This window comes from Paenibacillus sp. EB106-06-01-XG199 (assembly GCF_058791575.1).
The window spans coordinates 677569-692409 of record NZ_JBYTDQ010000004.1; the positions used below are offsets into that span (position 1 = coordinate 677569).

Consider the following 14841-nt stretch of genomic DNA (forward strand, 5'->3'; position numbering starts at 1 on the left):
ACTTCTGCAGCACCGAAAGGAGATACAAACTAATGCTTCATACCATGGAGATCACGACCAGCAAGCGGGACGAATTGCGGGATATTACCCGCGAAGTTATTTCCTATGTTAAAAAGAGCGGTGTACAGAACGGGATTATCGTCGTGTATTGCCCGCATACCACCGCAGGAATTGCGATCAACGAAAATGCCGATCCCGACGTGAAGCACGATGTGCTGATGAGACTTGACGAAGTTTTTCCCTGGGAGCATCCCAACTACCGTCATGCGGAAGGAAATACCGCCGCTCATCTGAAATCGATTACGGCCGGTCCCTCACAGAGCATTATTATCCACGAAGGCGCACTACTGCTTGGACGCTGGCAGGGCATCTACTTCTGCGAGTTCGACGGGCCGAGACGGCGGCAGTGTTATCTGAAAATTGTCGAGGGGTAGGCAGACCCGAAAGTTATAGCTATTATTGTATAGAAAAAGCGGCTCCGCCAGTTTCGGGGATCCGCCTTCTATACAATGCATAGCCTCTATAACACTTTCGCCATGCAAAGTTATACCAATGCAACGTTCTAAAGTGTGAAGGGCTAGAAAAACAGTGTTTTTACAAACTGCGGCTTAGTACTTTGACATGTGTCAATGCGGCCACTTTGACATCATCGAAAGAAACTTTATCCTGAATGTAATAAGAAATGAATCCGTGAGCGGATAAAAACAAGGTTAATGGCACGCTCTGCCAATCCTCCGAAACATAACCCTCTTCCTTCATATGGCTGCGTACAATACTTGAGAATAACTCAAAACATCGTCCCTGTTCCGCTCGACAATAAGCAAGCAGCTCTTCATCCCGGATCATGAACATAATCTCATATTGGTAAGGATGATCCAGTCCGAAGCGGATAAACTCCATAATAAGCTGCTCCACCCGGGTCATTCCCGGTTCAGGCGGTTTGTTCATTGCTTCATTAAGCAGTGTTGCCACATGATTGAAATCCTCTACTACAATGGCGTAGAACAACTCCGCCTTTTCCTTGAAATGATAATAAAGAGAGCCGTGGCTATACCCCAAATGCTGACCGATGCTGCGCATGGAAATTGCCCGGTATCCTTTGGTGATAAACAGATGCCTTGCCGCCTCCAATATTCTTTCCCTCGACAACTCTCTCTCCACTGCTCTTCTTGCCATATCTTATTCCCCTTCGCTGTAGTAAAGCCGCCGCCCTTCAGTTACCAGGGATTGCCCCTCAGTAAGATCTGTTATCCATGCCTTAAATGCGTCGCCTTCATCATTTCGCGGGAGACACAGCAGTTTGACCTTATCTGTGAACGAAGTTTCTCCGGTCTTAATGCCTTTATTTCTCAGCTCATTTTCGACCTTGCCCAGCCAGGTGTACTCGATTTCCACGAATACTTCCCGCCTCAGCACACGGGTGATTACTTCTCCAGCTTCGAGTGCCAGCACTGCCCCATCCGTATACGCCCGGATAAGTCCTCCTGCTCCCAGCATGATGCCTCCAAAATAACGGGTAACAACAATTGCGACATTTTTAACACCTTGGTTGCGGATTACCTCCAAAATCGGTTTACCGGCCGTTCCACTCGGTTCCCCGTCATCCGATTGCCTCTGAATCTCGTCCCTCTCACCAATCGTATAAGCAGAGCAGTTATGTGTAGCATTCCAATGCTGCTTCTTGATGCTCTCGATAAATTGCACCGCTTCTTCTTCATTCTCCACCGGCATTACATGACCGATGAAGCGTGATTTACGGATTACGACTTCCCGGAAACCGGGAGAACGCACCGTCCGATATTGTTCCAGCATCCTTATTCCAGTCCTTACCTACGTATGATAACTTGATATAGTTTAGGAGCAGCCCCGGTATAGATTACCTATGGACTGCTCCCTGATGATTACTTAGTATGAATGTTCTGTGTTAGGCAATGGTACTACTCAGTAAGTCTGGCTTCGAGCTCAGCCTTTTCTTTCTCGTAACCCGGTTTGCCCAGCAGCGCGAACATATTTTTCTTGTATGCTTCTACGCCCGGTTGATCGAACGGGTTAACACCCAGCAGATATCCGCTGATACCGCAGGCTTTTTCAAAGAAATACACCAGATAACCGAAAGTATATGGCGTTTGATCAGGGATGGTAACGATCAGGTTCGGCACTTGTCCGTCCGTGTGCGCCAGCATGGTTCCCTGGAAAGCCTTCTTGTTAACGAAATCCATTGTCTTGCCGGTCAGGAAGTTCAGACCGTCCAGATCATCCGGGTCGTTCTCGATCGTTACATGATGCTCCACCTTCTCCACTTGGATAACTGTTTCAAAGATGTTGCGGTTACCCTCCTGAATGAATTGGCCCATCGAGTGCAAATCTGTGGAGAAGTCTACAGAAGAAGGATAGATTCCTTTGAAATCCTTGCCTTCGCTTTCGCCGTAAAGCTGTTTCCACCACTCAGATACAAAATGCAGCGACGGCTCGTAGTTCACGAGAATTTCCGTTGTTTTGCCTTTGCGGTATAGAGCGTTACGTACTGCAGCATATTGATAGCTCTGGTTAGTAGCCACATCAGGGTTGTTGAACTCATCCGCTGCGGCTGCAGCCCCTTGCATCATTTCTTCGATGTTGATTCCTGCTACGGCGATTGGCAGCAAGCCTACCGGCGTCAGCACGGAATAACGGCCGCCTACATCATCAGGAATAATAAACGACTCATAGCCTTCTTCATTCGCCAGCTTCTTGAGCGCGCCTTTCTCCTTATCAGTAGTAGCGTAGATACGTTTGCGTGCTTCTTCCTTGCCGTATTTCTTCTCCAGCGCTGCGCGGAAAATGCGGAAGGCAATAGCCGGTTCAGTGGTTGTTCCGGATTTGGAAATGACGTTCACGGAGAAGTCTTTGCCTTCTACAAGATCAAGCAGGTGCGTGATGTATGTAGAGCTGATATTGTTACCGGCAAAATAAACTTCCGGCGTTTTGCGTTGGTCCTTCGAAAGGTTATTGTAGAAGGAATGCGAAAGTGCTTCAATGGCAGCACGTGCGCCCAGATACGAACCGCCGATACCGATAACGATGAGTACATCGGAATCACTTTGAATTTTCTTGGCAGCTTGTTGAATACGTGCGAACTCTTCCTTGTCATAGGCTGTAGGCAGATCAATCCAGCCAAGGTAGTCGGAACCTGCGCCACTCTTGTTGTGAAGCTGTTCATGAGCCAATTTCACGGGAGCGGCAAAATAATCGATCTCTTGCTGGCTGAAGAAGGAAAGAGCTTTGGTGTAGTCAAAATTAATCTTCTTGGACATCGGTAATGGTAACCTCCTGTTTATCTCTTTAGATTTGACACCGTTTGTTACAACTTTATAATTAGGATACTTTAAATCGCCTTGACTGGCAAGGTCTTAAGGCACATCCCCGGCTTTAGAACCATGTTTTTGGAAGTTTCATGGAAGCGTTTGCCGTGTAATCATGGGAGCCTCTCCTGTGGAACAAGCCCGGGTGCCGTGATAGAATGTAGAAAAACATGGCTAAAGAATCTGAGCCGGGAACTACAGGTTCAATTTCTATAGTAATCTCAAAGAGCGAAGGTGGAAATGGAATGAAACAGATCGGCTTTATTGGACTCGGTACAATGGGAGCCCCCATGGCTTCCAACCTTCTGCGCGGCGGTTTTCAGGTTACGGTATATAATCGTACAGCCTCTAAATGCGAGCCTCTCGTTACAGAAGGCGCGTTGAGTGCATCTACTCCGCAGGACGCCGCAGAGGGTAAGGATGTTATTATGACCATGATCAGCAATGATGATTCGATCCGGGAAGTATTCTACGGCCAGGGCGGCATCCTGGAGGCCCTTAAACCGGGAGCCGTTATCATCGATTCCAGTACGATCTCACCCGGACTGGTGCGGGAAATCGCAGCAGCGGTGGAAAAACGCGGCGGAAAATTCCTCGATGCGCCTGTCACCGGCAGCAAACCAGCGGCTGTCGAAGGCACGCTGGTATTCATGGTTGGCGGCAGCGCAGAGGTGATTGAAGAACACCGCGATATCTTCGACACGCTTGGCCGCAAGCTGCTGCACATGGGTGACAACGGCAGCGGTGCCGTTGCCAAGCTCGCCCATAATGCCATGGTCGGGATTCATAATGTCGCCCTCGCTGAAGGCTTCTCTATCGCCGTGAAATCAGGCGTTCCTGCGGACAAATTCCTTGAGCTCGTCCAGAACGGTTCAGCCGGCAGCAAGCAGGCAGAGCTCAAAGGCCGCAAAATCATCGAAAATGACTTCAGCAACCAATTCTCACTCGCATTAATGCTGAAGGACTTGAAGCTCGCCTCCTCGCTCAGCGATCTCACAGGTGTGCCTTCACCGATGCTTGGCCTTGCCAAAAGTATGTTCCAAGCCGGATATACCCAAGGGTACGGTGATGAAGATCTCTCTGCTGTCGTCAAATGTTATGAAGAGTGGATCGGCCAGAAGATTGGCGCTGGCGCTAGCCAGGAGTAGAAATTTAATATAGCTGAATTTTCAGACGCAGCCGGAAGTACAGGCTGCGTCTGTTTTTGCTGTATGGCCGGGGTTGTCGCACCGCTCTCTGTGAGGCCGTTATTAACCTATTGTAAGGAATATCCATGCAGGAATCTGCCTGTCCATTGACGAATATTGATTGTGAAATTAAGTACATATCATTTCAAGGAGGAACCCCATGCTGAATATTCTTCCGGCTGACCCTTCAGATGCTCCGGTATTGGCTGAAATACAGAAAAGAACATTCGACGAAGATGCACTTAAGTATCGGAATAAAGCGGAAGACGGACCGCCAGGTTACGATTCCATTGCTTGGCAGGCAGAAATGATGAAGAAAGGCCATTATTTTAAGCTTCTTGCTGACGGCGTTATTATCGGCGGAATGATCGTATTCCCTGCTTCCGGGGAAGACGAATTCCTTCTCCTCCGGATCTTTATTGACCCCCTCCAGCAGAATCGCGGATTCGGACAGGAAGCATTTCATTTCCTCTTTGCCAGCTACCCAAGCGCAAAGAGATGGTCACTCGACACCCCTTCCTGGGCCATAAGAAATCATCACTTCTATAAGAAAATGGAATTCGTCCAGACCGGAGTAATCGGGGATCCTGACAGTCAAGACGCATTTTTTGAGTACGAGCGGATCAGCTCCAATGTAACAGCATAAATCATCCCTTAAACGATCCAATACGGCAAAAGTGGCGTGAGGTTCCCTATCATTTTTCCAGCGAAGACAAAAAAAGAAGCCCCGCCATAAACGCGGGACTTCCAGGTTGAAGCACTTATTGTTACAGAATCGGGTAAGAACAGCAATAATCAGTTAAGCCGAATACTTCCAGTGCAAACTTGGAATTTCCGGGAACGTGGAACGTCTCCGCTCCTTTAATTTCCTTCCACACCTCTGTGCCGGGAAGCAGTACCTTCAGATCACCGGACAAAATTTCCATGGTCTCGGGACCATCCGTGCCGAATTCATACACACCAGGGAGCATAATGCCGAGTGTCACCTTAGTTCCGTCCTCCAAAATGACTGTACGGCTGGTAACTTTTCCATCGTAATAAATATTGGCTGCTTTTTGAATTGTCGCGTTGGTGAACTGACTCATGTGCTCATTCTCCCCCTTGTCCTTAATGCGTATATTATAGCAGGGCTTTTACGCGGCTGACTACATTTTCCACTGTGAAGCCATATTCTTTAATTACAGTATCGCCAGGTGCAGAAGCTCCGAAGGTTGTGATGCCCAGAATATCGCCTTGGTCACCTGTGTAACGTTCCCAGCCGAAGGTTTGCGCCATTTCGATCGCCAGACGAGCTTTTACTTCAGGCAGAATGACGGAATCCCGGTAGGCTTTATCCTGTTTCTCGAACAGATCCCAGCTCGGCAAGCTGATAACACGCACATCAATACCTTCTTCAGCAAGCGCTGCTTGTGCTTTTACAGCCAGCTGCACTTCAGAACCGGTAGCAATGATTTGTGCTTGCGGTGTGCCATTCTTGGAGTCGGAGACAACATATCCGCCGCGTTTGATATTATCGCGCACTCCTTCAACTGTACCAGGCAGGATTGGCAGGTTCTGGCGGGTAAGCACCAGCGCTACCGGATTCGAGGTGTTCTCCACTGCGTAGGCCCAAGCCGCGGAAGTTTCGTTGGCATCCGCCGGACGAATCACAGTAAGACCTGGAATAATGCGCAGGGAAGCCAGTTGTTCAATCGGCTCATGGGTAGGGCCGTCTTCGCCGACAGCAATACTGTCATGTGTCAGCACGTAGGTTACCGGCAGCTTCATGATCGAAGCCAGACGAACCGCAGGACGCAGGTAATCGGTGAATACGAAGAAGGTACCGCCGAATACTTTGAGACCGCTATGCAGTGCAATCCCGTTCATCGCTGCAGCCATACCGAACTCGCGTACGCCGAAGTAGATGTTGCGGCCGTCATAGGAGTCGGAAGTAAACTGTGTCAGGCCATTCAAATGTGTCATTGTCGAGCTCTCAAGGTCAGCGGAACCGCCCACCAATTGAGGAACACCGGCAGCAAGGGCGTTCAGTGCATTACCTGAAGCTACGCGGGTGGATACCGCTTTGTCTTCTGCTTTGAAGAATGGAAGCTTGGCATCCCAGCCTTCAGGCAGCTCGCCGCTGATTGCAGTTTCGAGCTGTGCTGCAAGCTCAGGGTAAGCCTTTTTGTAGGCAGCGAATTTTTCATCCCAAGCTTTGTTAGCCGCGATACCCTTTTCCTTCACTTCAGCAAAACGGGCGCGCACTTCGTCAGGTACATAGAAATCTTCTTCATATACCCATTTGTAGAAGTCTTTCGTAAGTTTCGCTTCGTCTGCACCGAGCGGGGAACCGTGAGTACCGCCATGGCCGCCTTTACCCTGTTTGTTCGGGCTTCCGTAGCCGATAACAGTCTTAACTTCGATAAGTGTCGGTTTGCTGCTGTCCGCTTGCGCTTCGGCAAGTGCTTTACCCAGCGCCGGAAGATCGTTGCCGTCTTCTACACGAAGAACCTGCCAGCCATACGCTTCAAAACGTTTAGCTACATTTTCGGAGAACGCAAGATTCAGCTTGCCGTCAAGGGAGATATCATTTGAATCGTACATTACAATCAATTTGCCCAGCTTGAGATGTCCTGCAAGCGATGCGGATTCGGAAGAAATTCCTTCCATCAAATCGCCGTCGCCACAGATTGCATACGTATAGTGGTCAATTACATTATGTTCATCTTTATTATAAGTAGCACCAAGCTGAGCTTCAGCCATAGCCATACCTACCGCCATACCGATACCTTGTCCAAGCGGACCCGTAGTAGCGTCAACACCGGCAGTGTGTCCGAATTCCGGATGGCCTGGTGTCAAGCTGCCCCATTGACGGAACTGCTTCAATTCTTCCATTGGCAGATCATATCCGCTGAGGTGCAGCAAGCTGTATAGCAGCATGGAGCCATGTCCTGCAGACAGTACAAAACGGTCACGGTTTACCCAAGTCGGGTGATCCGGGTTGTGGTTCATTGTTTTCGCGAACAGCTGGTAGCCCATTGGGGCTGAACCCATCGGCATTCCTGGATGTCCGGAATTGGCTTTTTCAATTGCATCGATTGCCAAAGTACGGATGGTTGTGATGGCCAGGTTATCCACCGTTGAATTTTCTTCTTTGTGGATCGCTTGTTCTTTTGCCTGTTCTGTCATTACAATAATCCTCCTCTAAATCAAGAATGTCATTTTGACTATTATTGTATCACTAATGTGGAAGCAATTCCAATTGTTTTTGTAAACTCTAGGTTTCAACAGCTTATATTTTGTATCTCCCAAACATCCTATACCTGATTTCCCCCAAAACAAATAATACTTGCATCTTGAAGCATGAACCCTAGCGGCTCTTATGTAAAAAAATGCTATGCTAACTGGCGGTAGCATTCTGATAAGCGTTTAAGGTGAAGTTTTAACTTATGTCAACTTAGCCTTTGGTCCAGTTTTGAGTTAAGACTAAAGTTTGTTTTACAAAGCTGGATTATACAGTAAGATGAAGATACTTCAATTAACGGTTTAACCGGATGATACAATACTTCCAGAAGAAAGGAATTTCGAACATGACCGCAAATAGAGATATCTATATTGTGCTTACCGGGACGGGTACCGCCTTCAGCGGATTAATCAAATGGTTCACGAAAGCTGAGCTGAATCATGCTTCGATCGCCTTTGACAGTGAATTGCGCGAGGTATACAGCTTTGGAAGAAAAAAAATGTACAACCCGTTTGTTGCGGGGCTCATTCACGAGAACTTTATTGACCCCTTTTACAGCAGTGCGAATTGTGCAATCTATCAGCTCAGAGTCAGCAATACGGAATACGAGACGATGTACAACCATGTGCAGGGCATGATGCAGCATCAAGAGCGCTATAAATACCATCTCCTGGGCCTGATTGGAGTCCTGCTGAACATAAAAATAGACAGGGAGGACGCTTATTTTTGTTCCCATTTTGTCGCCTCCTTGTTTGAAGAAATTACGTTTCAGCCTGTAGATAAGCCCTCTTGCTTCGTGACGCCTGAAGATTTCGCCTCATCGCTGTGCGCTCATAAAATTTACAGCGGCAAACTGTCCTACTATATGCGCAGAACACAAAGATCTTACATAACCCAGGGAACGAAAAACGGATCTGCTGCTTCAACTGCCTCGCTAGGTTCAAGAATGTTAAGAGCAGCAGAAGAACGAGCCGAGGGAATCGTCTAACGATTATCCCTCCGCCCGTCCGGTTTTGTTTTATTTTATCCGGTGATTCTGAAAATATTCGGTCCATTCCCCCATGATAGTTACTGTCACAGTATCCGTTTTGGTATTAAACTCATTTTTAGCGGTAAAAGTGAACGCAACCGGACCATCCGGCAGCTTTTCAAAAGCGGGATCATACAGTTCGCCAGTCCACAGCGTTCTGTCGCTGTTCACCGGATTCAATTGAACCGTGTAGCCACCCGTCATGGTCACATCAACTGTATCTGGCATACCCGTGGTTTTTGCCTCAAGTACAAAACTCTCTCCCGCCCAAAAGATGTTGTAGCCCCGCGGACTCTCCGCATTCCCGCTCTTTTTTAAATTATAAGCTTGCCTATTCTTGTTCCACTCCCCTGTGTGCTGCACTCCGCCCTTGACCGTCAGCAGATTGACCATAAAATATTTACGTGGGGAAACGTTACTCCAGCCGAAGCCATCAAACGCCTCTACCTCCACTGCATACTTCTGATTTTCTGCCAGGCTTCCTGCCGGGATCTCCCACTGCTTCGCACTTGAAGTCTGTTCCCCCGACTGTACAGTCACAGCCCCGGTCGTAAGATTTATGATTCGCACTTTATACCGCTGCTGCAGATCTCCATCTTCGTCCTGGTACTCCCACTTGATAATCAGGGTTAGCGTGTTGACTACCGTTGGACTTGCCTGACTGCTGCTGGTCGGGTACGTAATGTTCACCGTTGGCAGCCGATTGGCCACAGTGATGGACTGCGACAATTCCCGGTACAGCCCCAGGGAGTCTGTGACTACCTGTCGCAGCGTAAAAGTCCCGTTAGTGGTGAACTGCTTACTGAAATTGCTCTGCCCGCTGGCTAAGCTCTCGGTTCCGCCTGCCGGCTTCAAATAATACTTATGGCTGATGCTATCGCCCTTCACGATATCCGGATCTGTCGCCTTATCCTTTATATTCAAGACATCCGTCCGGTAGATCGGCACCAGGGCTGCATTACGTCCTGTGTCCGTCAGTAAGGTGAAGCCCGGTTGCGGCGGATTGTCGAGGATGAAGGCTTTCTCATTTGAAATTTCCGACCAGGAACCTTTGGAGTATGCTCGGCCGTACAGATAAAAGTATACGAACCGCTCAAAAGTCGGGTTCGGAATCTGATACTGCCGTAGCGTGCCGGTGGGATCATTGTTCTGAATGGTTTTAACTAATGATCCGTCCTTGTCATAAAACTCTAATAAATACTTCTCTTGCGCGTCGTTCTCCGGATCGGAGTATGTCCACTTCACTAGCGGATCTCCCAGCAGCTGCGCATCAATGATGGAAGGACTTGCTGCCGTCCCTACCGGAGTGGTGAGTGTCAGCGCTGGCGGCAGATTTGGAATAACACTGACCTCCAAGGTGGCGATATTGGACTTCGCCCCAATCTGGTCAATCGCCCAGTGCTCAAAACGGTAGGTACCTGTCTCTGGAAAACTCACCTCTACATTCGGGGTCGCATAGCTCTTCATTTGGCCGCTGCTGTCCGTAACATTCCAGTAATACCGAAGTGTGTGCTGATCCGCTGTATCTTCGTCTACGTCCCCTGAATTGAATGTAAGTGTGTCATCCTGATAAACTTGTGTCTTCCCGATAATCTTCGCTGTTGGAATATGATTCAGCACGGTGAACGCCCGGGAAACTGTTGAACTCAGCGATCCGTCAGATGCGGTTAGCTTCATCTCCCATCGATCCGAGATGGATTGTTTGGGCGAAAGACTGTTCGCGTTAATTAGATTTTGCATGACCACAGTCTGATTTCGATTGGTCCCTACAGCATAATATGGACCTTCACGGTTCGCTGTTTTCCAAACATAGGACAAGCTGTCACCGTCCTTGTCCGGATCTGGAGTCAAGTTTTCTAGGGCAATAACGGTATCCCGGTATACCTCCGAAGGCATATTGAAGTCAGCAATCGGGGGATGATTCATTACCGTCACGCTCTGGCTGTAAGGCTCAGACCATAATCCGCGGTTATCGCGTACTTTTAAGGTCAGTTGATAACTTCCTACTCCATTGCTGGCGATATTCGGCGGTGTGTTGGCTCCACCGGTATAGGACCATACCGTCTGTGAACCATTTTTCACGACGGACCATTGATAGGTATCCAGTGGGTCATTGTCGGGATCAAAGGATTTGTCGGTGACCGTGGTTGCCTTCCGGTAGGAAACGGTGCTCGGCTCTACGGTAAACAGTGCTACCGGAGGCAGGTTCCCCGCCGCTGTGCCAACCGTGCGTACACACCAGTCACTCCACACACCCAAAGCATTTTCTCCGTCTATGTCTCGTACCCGCAGGCGGATAACATAGTTTTCGGTAGATGATAACGTCCCTGAAGGAGTACCATCTTTCCATAGCTCTTCGTCACCTTTTTTATATTGCCACTGCCGCTGTGTTAACCCCTTATCCACTCTGGAGATATGATCGGAGTCAAAGGAACTGTCGGTGATCTGCAAAGCTCCTCCGACTAATTTAGCAGTGAATAAGGCAATCGGCTTGCGGTGTACCTGGAAGGAAAGCTTCGTAAAGTTGTCACTGCCCCACATACGGTATTCACTGAATCGATTATCCGCCGTTGGCGTATCCTTGGGCTGATAGGTAACGACATAGTAACCGGTGAATGGAAAGGAATCATACGGCGAATTCCTCCAGGCTCCGGAATCTGCAAGCAGGCCCATACTGTTGTCAAAATAATCGGGATTATGCTGGTATTTAAAACGCTCCGCGTATTTGGCATCTCCCTCATAATCGCTATATGATGTGCTGTTCTGGATTTGGCTATTAATAAGCACGAATGCACTACGTTTTAACCGTTGCCTCACTTTAAAGGACATCGAAGCAGAGGCTGAAGCATTTGAGGGATCGACCGCCTTCACAATTACCGTGTAGTCTCCTGGAGGTATCGCATCCTCCAGAACATCAATAGGGATCGAAAACGCTTTGGTATTATGTGCTTTGGGCACGATAATTTTCTTGTACAACACATTAGGGACTTCTACACTAACGGTAACATCATTATTATCCGCATCCTGTACATAGCCCTCCACATTAAGAAGACTTTTACCCGCATCATTTTGCAGCGTTTGGCCACCTGGTGTTGTGAGTGACAAAGTAGGCGTTGAGTTGACTACCAGATCAAAACTCATAACTTTCCTTATTCTAAAAGTTCTAGAATGATTGTAATCAGCTACATCATTCTGCAAGCTTACCTCAACTTCCATTTGTTTTGGTGGGTTGACGATTCGCTTTTGGACCCCCGGATATTCGGCTTCATATTCTTTGAAAGGATCATGACTATCATGTAGAATATCCACCATCGTATCTACTTCTCGTTCATTTTGCTCTGGTGGGTTTTTTTCCGGAAGATAATCTTGAGTGGTAGTAAAATGCATTTCATCCACTGGATTGTACCAAGGGTAATCCGGAAGATCATCTCTAATCCCCATATACATACCGAACTGAACCTTGTTTCCTATATACATATCTCTAGAAATATTTGTTCTCCTTGCCCGATACTGGGCGGGAAGAATTCTATAATTAAATTCTTTAGTGATTTTATTAAACGTTATATTTGTAATCGTGGTCTCAGATGCATCTAATATCAAAGTACCGTTTCTTATAATTCCGTATTCATCGTCGGAATAAGATAAAGTATCACTCCATGCGGGTATGATTACATCTGCATATTGGATAATATTTGTATCCAGAGCGTTCACTTTAGCTGTTCCCGGAAAAGCTTCCGGGAACACTGAAAGGACCATCAACCAGCAGAGCAGTACAGTTACGATCCGTTTTACCATGTCCAATCCCCTTCGGGTCCAAGATTCACTACCTCCACAATTTTCTCATCAATATGCTGATCCGATGAATCGGCATGTCTCCGATCGGCTGCTGTCACAAATTCATCAATGGTCGGTTGATTGAAGCTTTCATATGCAGTGTGCCGGATCTCATATCTACCCACATGCGAAAGTTCCAAATTTAGCCGGTGCTCATTTGCATCGCTGAATACCACCCAGGATTCGTCAGCAAAACTCTTATCGTTGTCCGAATCAAAACGGTACTCCCACACTCTACGGCTGATGATATCGCCGTCAGGCGAATAGGACAGATCATCCAGAGTGACTATCGCTTTGTTCCCCTTTTGCGGATCGCGGTAAACTCTCCCCGGTGTGGAGAAATACATGATCGGCGGATCATCCGGCACAATTTCAAAGGTGACTTCGTTCGTTGCGCTATACCCTAAAGTGTTCTCTACATAAATGATAGCCTTATATAGCCCCGGCTCCCTAAACAGAACATCTTTTTGATATATACCATTTAAGCTGCCGCTATACTTGATTGCTGCATTACTGCCTCCAGCCCCGGCCACCGCAGAAATGGTGATTTTCGTTTTATCGGTTTTGATTGGATAATGTTTCGGGCTGGTACTCTTGTCGATCAGCGTCACCTTGCGATTCTGCTTCTTCGTCCCGCCGATCTCCAGGAGCGCCTCTGGAATCGGCTCAATGACACGGACGAAGGTACCCGCACTGTCGATCATCATGTCCTTGTCCACTACCGTAAGCCCGATGGAATTTTGCCCCACTCGTTCAGAGGGGTACCACAGGGTGGCCAAGTCTCCTTTTTGAGAATAGGACACGAAATTGGCTCCCTCTGATGCGAAATAATAGCCGTTAATGTCTCCATCCGGATCGTAAGATCCCGAACCGTTAGCAACAAGTTCATCCCCGGCTTTAACGATAGGGTTAGCAAAAATGGAAGCTACAGGAGGCCTACCCTTTGGAGTTGGCGGTTCTTCGATATTAGGAGGGAAGCTAACGGTGGGTTCGCCCTTATAAACTTCCACGGTAGCCTCTAACTTTTCGGAGAGAAAATCTTTCTTCCCCTCTTTCGTCTCTATCGGCTTGCTGAAGCGTACCGTAACCCGTAATTCATAAACCTGCTGATAATTATCTGTACTGTTTTCAACTTTCATCTTTGGGATCTTAAATTTACTAAATGCCTGACTGCTTGTTTTACTTTTCTCAAAACTTTTCTTGGTGTCTAACGTACTGGGGCTTTCTTTTTCCTGCGCATAAAACACCCATTCTGCGATGTTAGAGGAATTTTCATACCCCGAAAGTATTCCTTTTAGGGTCAAATTGACCGGCACATCCGCATTAGCATATTTGAATGGATTGGGATCGGGTTTGTTAACGACGACTAATCCGGTAAGAGATGGTCCTTCTTGAAGAGCATAATCAAAGGAGACATTGCCGGCGTAGCTGTATGTGGTTTGTTTGACTTTTCCTTTGAAATAGTATGGTAACTTAAGATGATATAACCTTCCTACTACCCATGGCCCTTTATCAAAATCATCTGAAACCTTCTCTTCCATAATGAAAGCTGTTGGTACTGTATAAGCTACAATATATCTATCGCCTAACGGAGAGATTGTACCTGAGCCACCCTGTAGATCTAAATGTTTAATTTGAATACTTGACTGTAATACGCTACTGAACGAAACCTCTTCTTCACTTGCACTAAACCAAGTTGCTGTATTCGGATTTACAGGCTCAGAAAAAGTTTTAACAGGTGTTGTTGGAGGGAAATTAGACGGAACAGCAGAATCACCAGCATTTACATTAAAGGTGTATTGAGTTCTAGTTTCAGGTATATAATTATTTATTTGCCATCTTCTACCGTCCGAATAACGCCAAATTGAATTACCTACATTAGAAATAAAACTATTCTCCCATATATTTTTATACCCATATACAGGGAATGATTCTGTTCTTTCATTCCCCCTTAGCGTGAGAAGTATTTTTCCGTTCAAAACGGAAATATTTCCGACCACAGCATTATTCCCATTGTATTTCAATGTTCCTGTTTTAATAGAGGTGCTGGTTACTCCACTGGGAAGATCCAGAGTGAAAGACTTCGTGCTATTAGGTGCTCCCGTCAACCCAGTTGTTATTGGAATTGCAATTGATGTGGACTTCGTGTCAGCAGCCTGTGCAGTAAATGTTGCAACCGGTGATAATATCATAATACAAAAAATTGTAATAATAATTTTCCTCATT

11 protein-coding genes are annotated in these 14841 nt (G+C 47.2%); 4 read left to right on the top strand and 7 right to left on the bottom strand.

Annotated elements, in window-relative coordinates; genetic code table 11:
* Positions 1-32: 32 nt before the first annotated feature.
* The gene (locus tag AC3WT9_RS18130) at positions 33-434 is read left to right on the top strand and encodes a secondary thiamine-phosphate synthase enzyme YjbQ (protein WP_076111178.1); all 402 of its coding nucleotides are present in this window, start codon (positions 33-35) and stop codon (positions 432-434) included.
* A 160-nt stretch (positions 435-594) separates the two neighbouring features.
* Here AC3WT9_RS18130 and AC3WT9_RS18135 read toward each other — a convergent pair whose 3' ends face one another.
* The 3 genes from AC3WT9_RS18135 to AC3WT9_RS18145 form a co-directional block, all read right to left on the bottom strand.
* Positions 595-1176: a TetR/AcrR family transcriptional regulator gene (locus AC3WT9_RS18135; RefSeq protein WP_341090476.1), complete on the bottom strand. Its 582-nt coding sequence runs from the start codon at positions 1174-1176 to the stop codon at positions 595-597.
* 3 nt (positions 1177-1179) lie between these two features.
* Positions 1180-1812, bottom strand: a complete 633-nt coding sequence (locus tag AC3WT9_RS18140; protein ID WP_341377583.1) for a YigZ family protein — start codon at positions 1810-1812, stop codon at positions 1180-1182.
* 125 nt (positions 1813-1937) lie between these two features.
* Positions 1938-3293 (bottom strand): glucose-6-phosphate isomerase, encoded by a 1356-nt coding sequence (locus AC3WT9_RS18145; RefSeq protein ID WP_341090475.1) that lies wholly within the window; start codon positions 3291-3293, stop codon positions 1938-1940.
* A 293-nt stretch (positions 3294-3586) separates the two neighbouring features.
* Here AC3WT9_RS18145 and AC3WT9_RS18150 point away from each other — a divergent pair, with 293 nt between their 5' ends.
* Both AC3WT9_RS18150 and AC3WT9_RS18155 read left to right on the top strand, forming a co-directional pair.
* Entirely contained in the window at positions 3587-4489 is a 903-nt protein-coding gene (locus AC3WT9_RS18150; RefSeq protein WP_341377582.1) for an NAD(P)-dependent oxidoreductase, read from the top strand.
* Between the two features lie 199 nt (positions 4490-4688).
* Positions 4689-5174 carry a GNAT family N-acetyltransferase gene (locus AC3WT9_RS18155; RefSeq protein WP_341377581.1) on the top strand — a complete coding sequence of 162 codons (486 nt, stop codon included), beginning with the start codon at positions 4689-4691 and terminating at the stop codon, positions 5172-5174.
* 121 nt (positions 5175-5295) lie between these two features.
* Here the strand turns inward: AC3WT9_RS18155 and ppnP are convergent, their stop codons facing one another.
* Complete coding sequence (ppnP, locus tag AC3WT9_RS18160) at positions 5296-5613, bottom strand: pyrimidine/purine nucleoside phosphorylase (protein ID WP_038587105.1); 318 nt, start codon at positions 5611-5613, stop codon at positions 5296-5298.
* 34 nt (positions 5614-5647) lie between these two features.
* On the bottom strand, positions 5648-7696 hold the full coding sequence (tkt, locus tag AC3WT9_RS18165) for a transketolase (protein WP_341090471.1): 2049 nt from the start codon (positions 7694-7696) through the stop codon (positions 5648-5650).
* Between the two features lie 401 nt (positions 7697-8097).
* On the opposite strand from tkt, the gene AC3WT9_RS18170 reads away from it, so the two are divergent.
* On the top strand, positions 8098-8739 hold the full coding sequence (locus AC3WT9_RS18170) for a hypothetical protein (RefSeq protein ID WP_341090469.1): 642 nt from the start codon (positions 8098-8100) through the stop codon (positions 8737-8739).
* A 30-nt stretch (positions 8740-8769) separates the two neighbouring features.
* Here the strand turns inward: AC3WT9_RS18170 and AC3WT9_RS18175 are convergent, their stop codons facing one another.
* Together AC3WT9_RS18175 and AC3WT9_RS18180 are read right to left on the bottom strand one after the other, a co-directional pair.
* Complete coding sequence (locus AC3WT9_RS18175; RefSeq protein WP_341377580.1) at positions 8770-12576, bottom strand: glycoside hydrolase family 78 protein; 3807 nt, start codon at positions 12574-12576, stop codon at positions 8770-8772.
* A complete protein-coding gene (locus tag AC3WT9_RS18180) occupies positions 12570-14840 on the bottom strand; it encodes a hypothetical protein (RefSeq protein ID WP_341377579.1) in 2271 nt (756 codons plus the stop codon). Before AC3WT9_RS18180 ends, AC3WT9_RS18175 begins: the two co-directional genes overlap by 7 nt.
* Position 14841: the final 1 nt, after the last annotated feature.